The sequence below is a fragment of the Saprospira grandis genome, from assembly GCF_027594745.1.
Classification (GTDB): Bacteria; Bacteroidota; Bacteroidia; order Chitinophagales; family Saprospiraceae; genus Saprospira; species Saprospira grandis.
On the sequence record NZ_CP110854.1, the window covers coordinates 481,385 to 496,242 of the forward strand.

Annotated in this window: 11 protein-coding genes; 6 read left to right on the plus strand and 5 right to left on the minus strand. The window is 48.4% G+C overall.

Annotated features, from left to right (window positions below):
- Positions 1-104 precede the first annotated feature (104 nt).
- From OP864_RS01760 to OP864_RS01770, 3 genes are all read right to left on the minus strand, one after another.
- Positions 105-1,658, minus strand: a complete 1,554-nt coding sequence (locus OP864_RS01760) for an NAD(P)H-hydrate dehydratase (protein ID WP_270099596.1) — start codon at positions 1,656-1,658, stop codon at positions 105-107.
- A gap of 55 nt (positions 1,659-1,713) precedes the next feature.
- Positions 1,714-2,352 carry a hypothetical protein gene (locus tag OP864_RS01765; protein ID WP_270099597.1) on the minus strand — a complete coding sequence of 213 codons (639 nt, stop codon included), beginning with the start codon at positions 2,350-2,352 and terminating at the stop codon, positions 1,714-1,716.
- A 990-nt stretch (positions 2,353-3,342) separates the two neighbouring features.
- A complete protein-coding gene (locus OP864_RS01770; protein WP_270099598.1) occupies positions 3,343-4,056 on the minus strand; it encodes a hypothetical protein in 714 nt (237 codons plus the stop codon).
- A gap of 37 nt (positions 4,057-4,093) precedes the next feature.
- Here OP864_RS01770 and OP864_RS01775 point away from each other — a divergent pair, with 37 nt between their 5' ends.
- From OP864_RS01775 to OP864_RS01800, 6 genes are all read left to right on the plus strand, one after another.
- Positions 4,094-4,888, plus strand: coding sequence for a sensor histidine kinase (locus OP864_RS01775; RefSeq protein ID WP_270099599.1), 795 nt, complete (start codon positions 4,094-4,096; stop codon positions 4,886-4,888).
- 265 nt (positions 4,889-5,153) lie between these two features.
- Positions 5,154-5,873, plus strand: coding sequence for a LytR/AlgR family response regulator transcription factor (locus tag OP864_RS01780; RefSeq protein WP_270099600.1), 720 nt, complete (start codon positions 5,154-5,156; stop codon positions 5,871-5,873).
- Positions 5,874-6,140: 267 nt separating this feature from the next.
- The gene (locus OP864_RS01785; RefSeq protein WP_014373480.1) at positions 6,141-6,809 is read left to right on the plus strand and encodes a vWA domain-containing protein; all 669 of its coding nucleotides are present in this window, start codon (positions 6,141-6,143) and stop codon (positions 6,807-6,809) included.
- Between the two features lie 102 nt (positions 6,810-6,911).
- Entirely contained in the window at positions 6,912-7,787 is an 876-nt protein-coding gene (locus OP864_RS01790; protein ID WP_041329444.1) for a PP2C family serine/threonine-protein phosphatase, read from the plus strand.
- Positions 7,788-7,984: 197 nt separating this feature from the next.
- Positions 7,985-10,186 carry a protein kinase domain-containing protein gene (locus OP864_RS01795; RefSeq protein WP_270099601.1) on the plus strand — a complete coding sequence of 734 codons (2,202 nt, stop codon included), beginning with the start codon at positions 7,985-7,987 and terminating at the stop codon, positions 10,184-10,186.
- 89 nt (positions 10,187-10,275) lie between these two features.
- The gene (locus OP864_RS01800; protein WP_270099602.1) at positions 10,276-10,533 is read left to right on the plus strand and encodes a type B 50S ribosomal protein L31; all 258 of its coding nucleotides are present in this window, start codon (positions 10,276-10,278) and stop codon (positions 10,531-10,533) included.
- 288 nt (positions 10,534-10,821) lie between these two features.
- Here the strand turns inward: OP864_RS01800 and xerD are convergent, their stop codons facing one another.
- Both xerD and OP864_RS01810 read right to left on the minus strand, forming a co-directional pair.
- Positions 10,822-11,733: a site-specific tyrosine recombinase XerD gene (gene xerD / locus OP864_RS01805; protein ID WP_270099603.1), complete on the minus strand. Its 912-nt coding sequence runs from the start codon at positions 11,731-11,733 to the stop codon at positions 10,822-10,824.
- A 449-nt stretch (positions 11,734-12,182) separates the two neighbouring features.
- Positions 12,183-14,732, minus strand: a complete 2,550-nt coding sequence (locus OP864_RS01810) for a S8 family serine peptidase (protein ID WP_270099604.1) — start codon at positions 14,730-14,732, stop codon at positions 12,183-12,185.
- Positions 14,733-14,858: the final 126 nt, after the last annotated feature.

A 14,858-nucleotide genomic window follows, 5' to 3' on the forward strand; every position in this document is an offset into this window, starting at 1 on the left:
AGGCCAGACCCAGCGGGCGAAGCCCGCGCAGGGCCGAGCGAACAGCGAGCCCCGCAGCATAGCGGCGGCCGCCCCCCTATACAGGGCGGCCGCGGGCCCCAAAGCTAAACAATAGGATGCTTGCTCTGGACCTTCTTCTGTATCTTTTTGCGCTTGGGATTGAGGGCCAAAAAGGCCTTGCCCAAATAATCAATTAGATCGCCTGCCATTAGGCCCTCTTGGCTCTTCTCCACTACGGCCAAATCACCCGCCAGGCCATGCACATAAACCCCTAAAATACAAGCCTCTAATGGGCTATAGGGTTGGGCCAGCAAGCCCGTCAAGATGCCCGTGAGCACATCGCCACTACCCGCGGTCCCCATGCCAGGGTTCCCCGTTGAGTTAAAATAGCAGTTGCCCTCTGGGGTCGCAATACAGCTATTCGCCCCCTTGAGAATGATGTAAACCTCTAGTTCCATGGCATTTTGGCGCAGCAATTCGTAGCGCTCAAAATTGTTGTGGCTGCGGCCAAACATACGCTCAAACTCTTTGGGATGCGGCGTGAGAATACTCTGTTTGGGAATGTACTCCCACCAGTCTGGACTCTGCGCCAAAATGTTCAAAGCATCGGCATCTAGGACCGTGGGCGTATCTCGGTGCTTAAGCAAATAGCAAAGTGCATTGCGGGTTTTATTCTTGGTGCTCAGTCCGCAACCAATGGCAATCGTATTATATTTTTGGAGATCGTAGATGCGGGTAAACACATAGCGATCATCATCCAAATTGACCATGGCCTCGGGCACCGCGCCCTGAATCACCTCATAGCCGCAGCTTGGCACATGCACGGTCACTAGGCCAGCACCCGCCCGCAGGCAAGCGCGAGTGGCCAAAATAGCCGCCCCCATTTTTCCATGGCTACCCATAATGAGCAAGGCATGACCAAAAAGCCCTTTATGGGCATACTTACCTCTTTTCTGGTAAATATTGGCAATGGTTTTAGGCGTCACATAATAATTATGCGCTGGCAAATTGGCAATAAACTCCTGCGGCAAGCCAATAGAGCGAAAATGAAACTCGCCCACCCGATCATAATTATCGGGGAACATAAAAGCAAAGCGAGGGGTCTCAAAACTGAGGGTATAATCGGCCTGAATGCTACTGCTAACCGTAGGTTGCTCGGCCTGTAGGCCCGTGGGGCAATCTAGGGCCAAAATAATATTGGGACATTGATTGATGGCTTCAACAATTTCCGCCAATTCGCCCTCTAAAGGGCGGTTGAGGCCAGAGCCCAAAAGCGCATCCACAATAATTTCACGTTCATCAAAAACGGGGAGATCGGCTAGGCTGAAGATTTCGGTAATCTCTACCTCGCCGCTAGCTTTAAGGGCCTCATATTGGTCCAGAAAGTCTTCGGTTTCTCGATTTAGGCGATAAATAAAGACCTCTACCCCATAGCCCATTTCAGAGAGGATGCGGGCAGCGGCTAGTCCATCGCCACCATTATTTCCAGAGCCACAAAGAAAGCTCAGCCATTGGTACTCTCCGGCAGGGAACTGCTCGGCCAGCCAATCTGCAAAGGTTTTGGCCGCCCTCTGCATCAGGTCCAAATTGCTAATCTGTTCGGCGGCTAAGGCCGCCTGTTCTGCCGCTCTTAGTTGTTCTAGTGTTAGTATTTTCATGATTTCTTTTTTAATGGGGAAAGTTCTTTTTTTTTCTACTTTAGTCGAGCCAAAGCTATTCAATATACAGTTCTTTTTGCAAAGAGGCCATAAATAGGCGTTCTACTTCCTGTATATCGGGCGTCCAGCCATCAAAAGAGACCACAGCTAGACTGTATAAATGTCTGCCTATCACAATCAATCGGCCCGAAAGCTGAAAATCGGCTCCTTCTAGGCGAAAATTGTGGGCTGGATAAATATCTAGGTACAAAAAGCTATTTTCTGCCCCCAAGTTAATGCTATTGGCCTCGCGGCTATTGGCATCTAGGTCCATGATGAGGTCCTGTATCACCAAGTCATAAAAGCGCTCCTTATCTTTTTGGTAATCGGCATAAGATTGCTCCTCTTTTAAATCGGCCACCGTAAGTTGTAAGCTATAAGTTTTGGCCTCTAGTCGGTAGCGGGTTTTGCTTCGGCTTCGGTTCCTTAGGCGCCTTGGCTTTTTGGGAAAGCGAATGCTGTAGCCCTGCCCCAATTCCTTTTTGTACCAATCCTTAATCAAAGAATCTATGGGCAAACTATCGGTAGCGGCAACAGCGGGCAAGGGCAAACTATCGGGCTCGGCTAGAGTGGGCTCCTCGCTTAAGGGCGTCTGCTCCGATTGGCAGGCCCAAAAGAAAGGAAGAAATAATAAGAGATAGATATATCGGGGCATGGCTTTTTGCGCAAAGGTACAAAGCCCCGCTTTAAAAATAGGCCAGAGGGTTTAAAATTTTATGCGTACTCTTTGCTCTAGCCCTAAAGCAGCCTCCTTAAACATAGCTTACCGCAGTTTACAATTGCCATTTCACAAATTGCGAATAGCATACCCCGCTTTACAAATGCCATTTCACAAATTGCGAATAGCGCAGCCCAGATGGAATATGCTGTTTTGCAATTGCAGAATAGCTTCCTCTAAATGGAATATGTTGTAAGGTATAAGGGGGCCTGTAGGATCGATATATATACCTGTAGGTTGAAACCTACAGCAACAAAAGCGGCCATACTAAGCACAATAAAAATGAGCCGATGGTTAAAACCATCGGCCCATATCATTTATAGCAAACAAGGGCTTTAGCCCGCTAGTTTGCATAGCCCCGCAACCATGGGCTTTAGTCCATGGGAAAATACGCTCACTATACCCTTAAGCTTGTTCAACAACTTCTATTCTTACTGCCCTGGGCTGAAGCCCAGGGTTATTGACTGAGCGAACTGACGGACTAAAGTCCTTGTTCGCTTTTTCTCTGCCGTTATGGTTATTCCCTACAATAATAATTGACCAAAGATCAACAAAAAGCCCCCTCCTTGGAGGACTGACTCTACCCTTAGCCTAGGGGATTGTCCCTAGGCGCAGGAAAGGGCAGCTACAAACTTACTTAGCTGTTCCGAAATGGGCTGCGGCTTTCAAGCTGCAGCTATGGCCGAAGGCCAAATGGCCTAGCGATGCGAAAGGGGGCGGCGAAGCCGCAGACCAAGGAGCCGAAGGCGACGAAGGGCCGAGCAGACCTGCGAGCCCTGCAGCGTAGCGCCGCAAGGCGAAGCCGCAGCGGAGGCCCCAAATCCTCCTACAGCAGTTTATTTTGAATAGTTAAGGGAAAAATTGGGCATAAAAAAGGCCCCAAACCTAAGTTTAGGGCCTAGAGTAGACTTCTTTATTCTTTGGACCTTAAGAGGCCAATTTAATTCTTTCATTATGCATCCATTTTTGCCAAAGCGCCATATTGGGGCCTAGAGCGCCCACCATTTTGATCTTAGACTTGAGGACCGACTTTGATTTTTCTAGAGGTTCTTGGACCACTTGGCGGGGGTACATACCTGAGGAATGGATAAAAAAGCATTCTTCCGCCTCATTTTTCCAGATAAAGCCCACATGTTTATCGAGGCCTAGAATAAAGATGCCGGGGCTAGCCCGTTTGAGGTAAAAATTGAGGTCAGACATTTTGGTATAGGTCTGAATGCTAGATTTTGCGGCCATAGACTTAATAATGACCGAGGCCGCCTGCTGGCCCATTTTGGCTCGAGGCAGCTTAAAGCCTGCATCTTTGAGGCAGCCACTGACGAAGTAACCGCAGGCAATTTTTCCCTGCCCCGGTTGTTGGCTAGTGCCATGAAAAGCCCAAGGCGTACCATACCAGGCGGGAAAAATCTTTTGGCTGAGTTGATCCGTGACAAAGGCCCGGCTTTCGGCAATGGCCAGCATTTTGTCCTCCTTATATTTTTTTTGGAAAATGCGCTTTTTTTGATCAATTTGGGCCAAGAGCTCTTGATAAGCCTCGGCTTTTTCGCTGGGGCTAGGCCCCTTTCTAGGCTCGGCCCAATATAAATAGAGGGCAATCAGGGCCAAACAGCCCACTAATATAAATTGATGATACAGCTTCATGAGCAATGCTTAATTTTGGAGTGAAGAACGAAAACCTATGGAAGCTACGGTCCCTTTAAATTGGATAAGCCGCTTTTGGAGCTATGTCGAGCGCCCCTGGCTCTACCATTTGTTATTGTGGCTGCTCTATTTTAACCTGATGCTCACCATTAACTACAATGGCTGGGCAGAGCTGCCCTTTACCCTAAAGACCTTGGGCATCCATTTGTTTTTTGTGATGGCCTTGGTCTACTGGAATCTTTGGCAAATCTTGCCCCAATATTTGGCCCAGAAGAAAATTGGCCGCTACTTTCTGATGGCTACTTTTGCCACCTTTCTCATTACGCCCCTAGAGCTGATTTGTTTATATTGGGTGATGGACGAATATACGGCAGCACAAGAACATCTGCTGAAAAACCAACATATTCATTTCCTTTTCAATTTCTTTGTCCTCAGTCTGAGTACCGCCCTAAAAATTGGCAAAGAATGGTTGCGGCAAGAGCGCATCAAAAGAGATCTAGAAAAGCGGAACCTGCAATCGGAGCTCAGTTTTCTTAAGTCGCAAATCAATCCCCACTTTCTTTTTAATACCCTCAATAACCTCTATGCCCTCAGCCTAAAGAAATCAGATAAGGCCCCAGAGCTGGTCCTCCGCCTTTCGGCCATGATGCGCTATATGCTTTATGAATGCAATGAGAAAATGGTTCCCCTACAAAAAGAAATTAGTTATATGGAAAACTATCTGGCCTTGGAACAAATCCGCTATGGCGACAAGGCCCAGATTGCCCTGCATTACCCCCAACCGCTTCCGCAAAGCGTAGAAGTGCCCCCCTGCTCTTTATTCCCTTTCTAGAAAATGCCTTTAAACACGGCCTCTCTAATAGTATTGAGGAAGGCTATGTTTGGATAGAATTACAAATTGAAGAAAAAAAACTTAACTTTAGGATAGAAAATAGCAAAAGTAGCGAGCCCAAAGGCGAGCTTTATCACCAAGGAGGTATTGGCCTGAGCAATGTGCGCCGCCGCCTCGAGCTCCTCTACCCCAAACGACACCAACTCCAAATTATGGAGGACCCCAGCAGCTATCAGGTCCTCTTAACACTGACAAAGGAAGAACTATGAATGTTTTAATCGTTGATGACGAACCCCTAGCCAGAGACGTTCTGCAAACTTATATTGAAAAAATTCCCAGCCTAACACTAATCGGTAGCTGCCAAAATGCCATAGAGGCCTTTGAACAACTCAATAGCCAAAAGGTAGACCTCATGCTGCTCGATATTCATATGCCCCAAATTTCAGGCATCGATTTTCTCAAAACATTGGCCCAGCCGCCCTTGGTCATTTTTACCACGGCTTACTCCAATTATGCCCTAGAAAGCTATGAGCTCAATGTAGTCGATTATCTGCTCAAACCCATCGCTTTCGACCGCTTTGTCAAGGCTATTGATAAGGCCATGGGACTGCAAAAAAATAGAGGGCAAGAACGACAAACAAAAGCCGCAGAACCCCAAACAAAAGGCAGCGACTATATCTTTGTCAAAGCAGATAAAAAACTAATTAAGGTCCGTTTCGACGAAATTTTTTATATTGAAGGACTCAAGGATTATGTTATTTTACATACGCCCCAAGGCCGAATCGTTACCCTGCAAACTATGAAGTTGCTGGAGGCCAAACTGCCCGCCCAGCTCTTCAAAAGGGTCCATCGCTCCTATATCGCCAACCTGAGCAAAATTGCGATGCTAGAAGGCAATATGCTGGAGCTCAATGGCAAAAGTATTCCCGTGGGCAAAAATTATCGCGACGAACTGCTGGCCATTATCAATGAAAAGCGCTTGTAAGCTGTTTTGGGGGCCTCCGCCTCGCTGCGCTCGTCGGCGCTACGTTGCGCAGCTCGCTATTCGCTCGGCCCTTCGCCGCTTTCAGCGGCTCGGTCTGGCCTAAGGGCCACTGCTCCACATCGCTAGGCCGTTCTGGCCTGCGGCCAGGGGCGGCTTCGCCGCCCAATTGGACCAATAAATTGGCCCTCTACTGAACCTTGAAAACAAAAAAACACTTAAGTAATAGATAAAAATCTTCATGCATCAACTGAAATAATCTATATAGTTATGAGCTACTTTCAGGGAGAAACCCCAGACAATTACGAACAGAAATGTTTGTGCACCTTGGTCCTCGATACTTCGGGATCTATGGGTGGCGAACCTATCCGCGAGCTCAACCGTGGCTTGCAGGAATTTTATGCGGCTATTGAGGAGGACCTCATTGCGGCCAACCGCCTAGAGGTAAGTATTGTGACCTTTGGCAGCCGAATCAATACGATCCAAGAACCCTCACTAATTGAGGGCTTTGATATGCCTACCTTGGGCGTTAGTGGCACCACTCGCCTAGTCGATGCCGTTCGAGAAGCGATGCGCAAAACAGAAGAGCGCAAGCAATGGTACAAAGAAACGGGGCAGCCCTATTACCGCCCTATTGTGGTCCTCATTACCGATGGCGAACCCGATAGAGACCAGGATGTCAATGGCATTTCTGCCGAAATCCGCGAAGCCGTTGAAGGCAAGCGCTTTACCTTTTTTGGCCTAGGCGTAAAAGGATACAATCATGCTACCCTACAACGCATCTGCCCCCCAACCGCTCCGCCTATGCCTCTAGCAGGCTATAAGTTCTCGGAGTTCTTCAAGTGGTTGAGCAATAGTATTGGCATTATTACCAAATCTAAAGAAGGAGAAACCATTGAGCTTCCTCCTATTAGTGATTGGGCCCAAATGAAGTTTTAATTTTTTTGCCAAGCAGTTCTTGAGCCCTTGCCCAAGAACTGCTTCCCTATAATTTAGAATAAGGGTGGGCCAAAAGCGCCAACCCTTGATTTTTTATTGCTTATGAATCAGGAAGAAAAAAGCCCTTGGGTCTTAGCCTATGCTTCGGTAATTGGCAACGGACATATTCAATCGGGCACCCCCTGCCAGGATAGCACGGCCCACCACCGCATCAATGAAGATTGGGGAGTGGCGGTGGTCTGCGATGGTGCAGGTTCTGCGGCCCAATCACATATTGGGTCTGATTTTGTGGCCCGAAATACGGCCCATTGTTTAGAGGAAGTGATTCAGCGCTGTGCTTGGTCGCCCAGCCAACTGCCCGATGAACAAACTTGGCGCAAAGAGGCCCAAAGAGCCCTACAACTGGTGATGCAACGCCTCATGCAGTTTGCCGAGAAAAGAGAGATTCCGCTGCCTCAATTGGCTTGTACGGTCTTGGCCACCCTCTACTGTGAAGGGGCCCTACTTACCGTACATATTGGCGATGGCCGGGCCGCCTACTCCGATGCCCCAGGCCAATGGAAGGCCCTTATTGCCCCCTACCGAGGCAATGAAGCCAATGAAACGGTCTTTATTACCTCTAGAATTTGGAATCCCGCCGGCATTGAGGAATATATTGAAAGCTCGGTGACTACTGGCCCAATTCGCGCCTTTGCCCTAATGAGCGACGGTTGTGAAAAAGCGGCTTTTGAGGTTAATATCTTTGACCCCAAAACAAAAAAATACAGCGATCCCAATCGGCCATTTCCCCGCTTTTTTGAGCCCAATGTGCCTGGTCTGCGCCAACTGCATAAAGAGCAAAAAAGCCAAGCGGAAATCAATACACTATGGAGCGGCTTTTTGACCGCTGGCACCAAGCAATTTAAGCATGAGATTGACGACAAAAGTATGATTTTGGCCGTTCGTCTAGCCGAAGTGCCCCAAGAAAAAAATATTTAAAGGTCCAGAAAGGCGCAAAGCGCCTTGGCTTAGGGATGGACAGCAGTGGCCCGCAGGGCCAGACCGAGGCGGCAAAGCCGCCGAAGGGCCGAGCGAATAGCGAGCTGCGATACAGCCCGACCCGAGCGCAGCGAGGGGAAGCCCCAAAGAAAAAATATATGCGCTGTTCTCCTTTATCTTCTACCCATTTTTAAACTATGCCCCAACAGTTTTATATAGCCGGCAGTAAAGAGGCCATCAGTTTGCCCGACAAACCCTTTGCAAGCGGAGGGGAGGGCGGTCTGTATGCCATTGAGCATCCCGTTCGTTATTTGGATTATGTGGCCAAAATTTATCATCCGCATAAGCGCAAGAGCGAAAGCCGAGAGGAGAAGCTGAGCTATATGCTTAATAATCGGCCCAATGTGGAGCAGGAAGGCCAACATCAGCCCATTATTTGGGTAGACCAACTGCTCTATGATGCTCAGGATAATTTTGTTGGTTACCTCATGCCCAAGGCCAAAGGCGAAAAATTGGAGGTGCTCTGTGCCCCCAATTTGCCCAAACGCCTAGGCCGTGCTTGGCACCGCCTAGCTTTTGGACATGAAGATGCCTGGCGCCTTCGGATGAAGGTTTGCTATAATATTGCCGCTGCCGTTTCTCAGTTGCATGCCAGTGGCCGCTATGTTTTAGTGGACCTGAAGCCCGATAATGTCTTGATTCAGAGCAATGGACTAATTGCTTTGGTGGATATGGATTCTATTGAGGTAGTGGAAAATGGGCAAACTGTTTTTCCCGCTACGGTGGTGACCCCAGAGTATACTCCTCCAGAGTATTATGATGGTTTGCGCCCTGGCGAAAAGTGTATCCCCAAAAGCTGGGATGAGTTTAGCTTGGCGGTTATTTTTTATCGCCTTTTGCTAGGGATTCACCCCTTTGCCGCCTCTGCCCTACCGCCTTATGACCAGATGGTTTCTTTGGGCGATAAGATTCATCAGGGGCTCTATGTGCACCATCGGCAAGAGCTATTTAGTGTGATTCCGCCTCCGCATCGGCAATTTGAAGAGCTAGAAGAGGAAATCCAAGCCCTTTTTAACCGAAGCTTTGTTGCGGGCCATCAGCAGCCAGAAGAACGCATTTCGGCTGAAGAATGGGGCAACACCTTTATGAATAGCCCCCTTTTACTGATTGATCGGCCGCTGCCCTCTAAGGTCCTTTCCGTAGAACATAAACAGCAGCAAAACTGGTACGAACTAGCCGTCAGCCGAGCTGTAGCCGAGCTCAAACTAGCCGCACCAGAGCTCAAAGAGCTACAAGAGCAATTGGTAGATGGCGGCATGAACCAAAAGCTTTTTAGAGAGAAAACCCTAAAGCTTTATAAAACTGCTGGACGCATTGCCCTCAACCTATTGAAGTTTGTTGGGATTGTCTTTGTTGTGATTGTGGCCTTTGTCTTCCTCATTGGTGCCGTCTCCGATGACTTTGATTTTGCCACCGCTTTTGAGGTATTAGGCGAGCTCTTTTTCTTTATTCCCAGAACGATCTTCAACCTCATTACAAGCCCATCGAGCTGGCTCTTTGTGCTCATCCCGCTGATCATTAGCTCGGGCCAGAGTATCATGAAGTTTGTGGGTAAAAAAGTAAGTCAACTGCTCGAGTTTGCCCAAGAACAAATGGCCCTGACCAAATCTCAGCGCCGTCGCTACCTAGAAGACAAGCAATATAGCCTGTTTACAGAAAGGGTGAAGCTCAAGCAAAAGGTACAGGATATTCGCCAAGAACTAGACACCTTGCTCAAGCTCAAGGAGAAAAGAGAGCGCAACTTCCAAAACACCTATGGCAAAAATGTTCGCTCGGCCAACCAAAGAATCCAAGCCGATATTGCCAAAGAAAGCTATCAAATTAAGGTGCAAGACCAAAAAGCTAGAGAGCTGATGCGGGCCGAGGCCAAGGAAATCCGAGCGCTTCGCCAACAGTATCAAAACTACTTGCAGGCTGCGCCTTATAGCCAGATTCTAGGCCATAGTCCCGAGCAAAAACTACAGCAACTGCCCTATTGGGCCGGAGCCGAAGGCATAGATAAAAGCGAAGAACTGCAAATTGCTCGGCAGCTAGAAAACTGGAAAAATAGCTTTGAAAAAGAACTGCAACTCATTCAAAATCGCTACGACCAAGCCCAAAAGGAACTGGTCCAAGAAGGAGAAACACACAAAATCAAAATTGAGGATATTGTCAAAAAAGCCTCTAAAGAAATTCGCCAAGAATCTCAGCTGGATGACAAACTCCTCGATAAAGCCTACCGAAAGTTGCTCAAAACTCGCAACGAACTGCTCATAGAATTACATGGCGAGGAACATAAACTCAAGGACCTCAACCAGAAAATTAAACTTTTGCGCTCAGAGCTCACTCAGCTCCGATAAAAGTTGGCTTTTCTCTTGCTTTTTTGAGATTTATGCTTATTTTTGCCCTCGCTTTATTATGAATCATCATTCAAAACCAATTTTTGGCCATGAAACAAGGATTGCATCCAGAAGACTATCGTCTTGTCGTGTTCAAAGATATTTCTACAGACTACAGCTTCCTAACGCGTTCTACTGCTCCTAGCAGAGACACGATCACTTGGGAAGATGGCAATGAGTATCCCCTCGTTAAGTTGGAGATCTCTAGCGCCTCTCATCCTTTCTACACAGGAAAGATGACTTTTGTAGATACTGCTGGACGTATCGACAAGTTCAAAAAGAAATTTGCCAAGTTCGACTTGGGCTAGGCTTTTCTTTTTGCCAAAACACAAGCACAATAACCGCTATGGTTGTTGTGCTTTTTTTTATTTGGGGCTGCCCCTTCCGCTAGGTTGAAAGCCAGCGCAAAGCGGTATCGCTTTGCGAAGCGATACAAAATGAGGGTTGAAACCCTCATGAATTATCGGGCGGGTCGGGCTGTGTCGTAGCTCGCTGATCGCTCGGCCCTGCAGCCCTTCGGGCTTTGGTCTGGCGCTGCGCGCCACTGCTGTCCATCCCTCAGCCTGCGGCCCTGACGGGCCTGTAGAACGCAAAAATTATTCTTTGGGCTTTTGTTGTTGTGCAGGATGAAATGAGCGCAAACTTTCTTTTAAGTAGCGATTATCGAGTTGGCTGTAGAGTTCGGTGGTGGTAATAGAGGCATGACCTAATAGTTGCTGGACCAATCTGAGGTCGGCTCCACCTTCTACCAAATGGGTGGCAAAACTATGGCGAAAACTATGGGGCGAAATGTTCTTATCTATGCCTGCATCAGCCACCGCTTTCTTGACCACTAAAAAGAGCATTTGCCGAGAGAGTTGATTGCCTCTTCGGTTCAAAAAGACAATATCTTCCGCTTTGGGGGCAATTTCTGCATGTTTTCTTTGCTCCAAATAAAAAAGCAGTTGTTGTTTGGCCGATTCTCCAATGGGGACAATACGTTCCTTTTGGCCTTTTCCCCAAAGGCGAATGAGGTCCATTTCTAGCAAGAGGCCCGATAATTTAAGCTCGCAAAGCTCGCTGGCCCTTAGGCCACAGGCATAGAGCAGCTCGAGCATGGCGCGGTTGCGGTGCCCCTGTGGATGCGAGAGATCTATGGCATTAAATATTTGGTCCACCTCATCAATACTGAGATATTCGGGCAGTTTACGGGCCTGTTTCGGGGCTTCTAATAGGACCGAGGGGTCTTGCTCTACCAATTGCTCTAGGCGCAAAAAGGCAAAAAAGCTTTTAATGGAAGAGAGCATACGGGCCTGGCTGCTTTTGGCCAAGCCGAGCTTTTGTAGTTCTTGCAGAAAGCCCCTTAGCGTCTGCTTATCTATATCGGCCAATTGTTTTAGCTCCTCCTGCTGTTTGATGTAGCGGTTGAGCTGCTTCAAATCACTTTTATAAGCGGCCAAAGAAGCCTTAGACAAGCCCTTTTCCAATTGCAAAAAGGCTTCAAAAGCAGGCAAATAAAGGTCTAGCATAGCATAAATTAAAGGTGAAGCAAAGGAGACAAGAATAAAAAGGCTATAAAATAGAAATTTAAATAAATTAGAATTTGTCTAATAAAAAAGTAGAAAAGTCTGCTTTTGCAAAATTTATTTCCCTAAATTAGAAGCCTAAAGCGGAAATTTATGTACCGTTATTCTGAAAGTGTAGAGGTTTTTTTCCTACAAGGGGAAGAAAATCTCTTTTTTTTGGCTCTATGCGGTTCTACAGGCGGCGAAGCCGCCGCAGGCTGAGGGATGGACAGCAGTGGCGCGCAGCGCCAGACCAAAGCCCGAAGGGCTGCAGGGCCGAGCGATCAGCGAGCTGCGACACAGCCCGACCCGCCCGCAGGGCGGGGCAGCCCCAAAAGAGCAGCAGTTCGATGAAGTAAATGACCCGCCCCAAAAGTTTATGAGGGTTTCAACCCGCCGAGGCCCCAAAACCTCTAATCGATTAACATGAGGGGGCTAGACCAAGGACCAAGCTGCAAAAAGTACTGTCCAGCAGGATACTTATTTTGTAAATTCAGCCTAGTATTTGGGCCTTGAACGGTTCCTTTTTCTAGGGCCTGCCCCTGTAGATTGTAGAGGGTGTAAGAGAAAGTCCCCGCCTTGGGCAAACGGAGTTGAAATTGGCCCGAATTGGGTTGCGGCCAAAGTTTTAGCGCTTCTTTTTCGCTAACCACTGTGCTCGTATAAGGCGTAAGATAAACGCAGTAGTCCTCGGTTTCGGCATTTTGATGTTGTTGACAAAGCTCGGGATATTGGTTCCAGCGCAGGGCAATCCGCAGGCGGCTGGGGCCAGGCTGCGCCTGCTGTGGCAAATACAACTGGCCAAAAAGCAAGTTACTTCCATTAAATTGGCCTTGATAAAGTAGCTCATCGGCATCCTCAAAATCGCCATCGCCATTGAGGTCCAGCCAAATGCGGAGACTTTCCTGATAGAGATCGCCCTGTTCCACCTCAAAGGGAATCGACTGGCCAATAGGCCAATGCAAGACCAGACTATCTTGCCAAAAATAGCCGCCATTATTGCCCGTTTGCTGCTCATATTGGCCTAGGCGGATGCGCTCGATCCAGTCAAAGGTATTTTGTAGGCCCTGCATATTGCAGTATTGTAGTGGGCTACAGGCAGGGCAACCTTCGCTGCGAAAAAAATGCAGGGGGCCCCAATCGCTGCTATCGCCCCTTAGGCAATGGCTCTGAAGCTGGTACTCAAAAAGGAGGCAGCTATCGAGCAGTGGCAAAACAAAAAGGCTATCTATAGCCGCCAACTGCTGCCAAGACTGTCCGCTATTATGCGGCCGAAATCGCAGGGCCGAGCTAGCAGCATTGCTAGGCAAATGGGCCAATAATTCTCGTTCTTGATTGCTATTGAGGCTCCAGCTTTCCGACTGAGGCGGCAGGCAGCAATCCGTAGTACTTAATTGCAGCAAAAGGCTATCTTGAGGGCCACAAAGCGGATAAATTTTGAGCTCATACAGCTGGCAATGGGCCAAATTAGCTAGGGTATCTCGGCTAGAGAGGTAGAGGGTATCCCAAGGAAAGCTGGCATCGGTTCTGAGCAAAACTTGCAGACTATCCTCATAATGTGGCGAATGCAAATAAAAGCCTTCATCAAAGGCCTGCAAATAAAAATCGGGGGGCAAAAGGCAGCTATCGGCGGGGCAAGGCAGTTGTTGGACCAATTGGCCCGCATTGAGGTAAGAGGAGCTTGTGGTGATCGTCTGCAGGCTGCCGCTGGGCGTTCCGCTTTGCAAAAGCGTCTCCTTGACGGCCAAAGCGGCCGCGGCGGGCCAGCGTTTGACCCATTGCATAAAATTGGGACAGGCCGCCGCATAGGCTAGCGCAATACTGCCCGTTACCGAAGGCGTAGCGGCAGAGGTTCCGCCAAAGCTCCCATAATTCCCTCCATTTTGGGCCGTAAACACCCCATCGCCAAAAGCGCCAAGATCTACAGAAAGAGCGCCATAACCCCCAGCCCGCAGCCCAAAACGGTTTAGATTGGTCACAACAATCAGGTAATCGCTGCTGCAAAGGCTGGGCAAATCGCCAGCGGTTTCTACATTAACGTCATTATTCGTGGTGGCGGCCACACTAAGAATGCCGGCCTGTCCTAAGCTATCGTAAAAGCCACACCAAAGCGGCGCCGAATTGGGCAAAGCATGATCTAGGCCCCAAGAAGAATTGCAGGCCACCACAAAGGCCCCTTCTTGTCCGTTACTTTGATTGTAGCGTTGCCGTTGGCGCAAGACATAGCCGTAGGCGGCCAAAATATTAGCTTCCGTAGTATTAAAATCATTTCGGATGATCAGCAGTTGGCTGTTCCAGGCTAGGCCAGCGATACCTGTACCGTTATTGCCTCGGCCAGCGGCTAAGGCGGCTACAGAGCTCCCATGATTTCCCCCTTGAATTTGGTCATTTTGGCTGTTGCTGTTCCAGCCCCAAAAATCATCGACATAGCCATTTTGGTCCTCATCAATTTGATTATTGGGAATTTCGGCTTGATTTTGCCAAATGGTGGGGGCTAAATCGGGATGTGTTTTTTCTACCCCATCATCAACAATGGCTAGCACAATGGGGTCGCCAAGGCGGCTGCTATCGCCGCCGCCCGCCAATTGCCAGGCGGGAAAAGCATTATGGTCTAGGCCGGCTGGACCTCCAGCTTGTCCTGTATTTTGATGTTGCCATTGTTGGCCCAATAAACTATCATTGGGAATTTGGCGGTACTTGAGGCGGCGATTTCTTTGGGCCATTTTAACTTCGGGCTGGCCCCAGAGTTCGGGCAAAAGATCGCTAGTTGAATTTGTTTTGAGCAAAAAATAGCTGCTCTGGGGAATCAGCAACTCTGGGGGCGACCATTGGCCGGGCAATTCGGCCATGAGCTGGCGAATTTGCTCCTGCTTATGTAGCAAAACAATATACTCTCCGGGCTGCGCTTGGCCCCAAAGGAGGCTGCTCAAAAACAGAAAAAAACTAGTTAAATACAATCGCATATGATACAGATTTGAAGGGGCGGGTTTTCTTAATTAACGCTTTAGAAAAGCGAAATGGCTACTAAAAAAAGTAAAAAAGGGAGTTGACCAAATGGTCAACTCCCTTTTCTTTGTCCTAAAACAAAA

Coding starts and splice junctions, on each gene's coding strand:
- OP864_RS01810 (WP_270099604.1), bottom strand. CDS start 14,732: ATGCGATTGTATTTAACTAGTTTTTTTCTGTTTTTGAGCAGCCTCCTT.
- OP864_RS01765 (WP_270099597.1), bottom strand. CDS start 2,352: ATGCCCCGATATATCTATCTCTTATTATTTCTTCCTTTCTTTTGGGCC.
- OP864_RS01800 (WP_270099602.1), top strand. CDS start 10,276: ATGAAACAAGGATTGCATCCAGAAGACTATCGTCTTGTCGTGTTCAAA.
- OP864_RS01760 (WP_270099596.1), bottom strand. CDS start 1,658: ATGAAAATACTAACACTAGAACAACTAAGAGCGGCAGAACAGGCGGCC.
- OP864_RS01780 (WP_270099600.1), top strand. CDS start 5,154: ATGAATGTTTTAATCGTTGATGACGAACCCCTAGCCAGAGACGTTCTG.
- OP864_RS01785 (WP_014373480.1), top strand. CDS start 6,141: ATGAGCTACTTTCAGGGAGAAACCCCAGACAATTACGAACAGAAATGT.
- OP864_RS01795 (WP_270099601.1), top strand. CDS start 7,985: ATGCCCCAACAGTTTTATATAGCCGGCAGTAAAGAGGCCATCAGTTTG.
- OP864_RS01770 (WP_270099598.1), bottom strand. CDS start 4,056: ATGAAGCTGTATCATCAATTTATATTAGTGGGCTGTTTGGCCCTGATT.
- OP864_RS01775 (WP_270099599.1), top strand. CDS start 4,094: ATGGAAGCTACGGTCCCTTTAAATTGGATAAGCCGCTTTTGGAGCTAT.
- xerD (WP_270099603.1), bottom strand. CDS start 11,733: ATGCTAGACCTTTATTTGCCTGCTTTTGAAGCCTTTTTGCAATTGGAA.
- OP864_RS01790 (WP_041329444.1), top strand. CDS start 6,912: ATGAATCAGGAAGAAAAAAGCCCTTGGGTCTTAGCCTATGCTTCGGTA.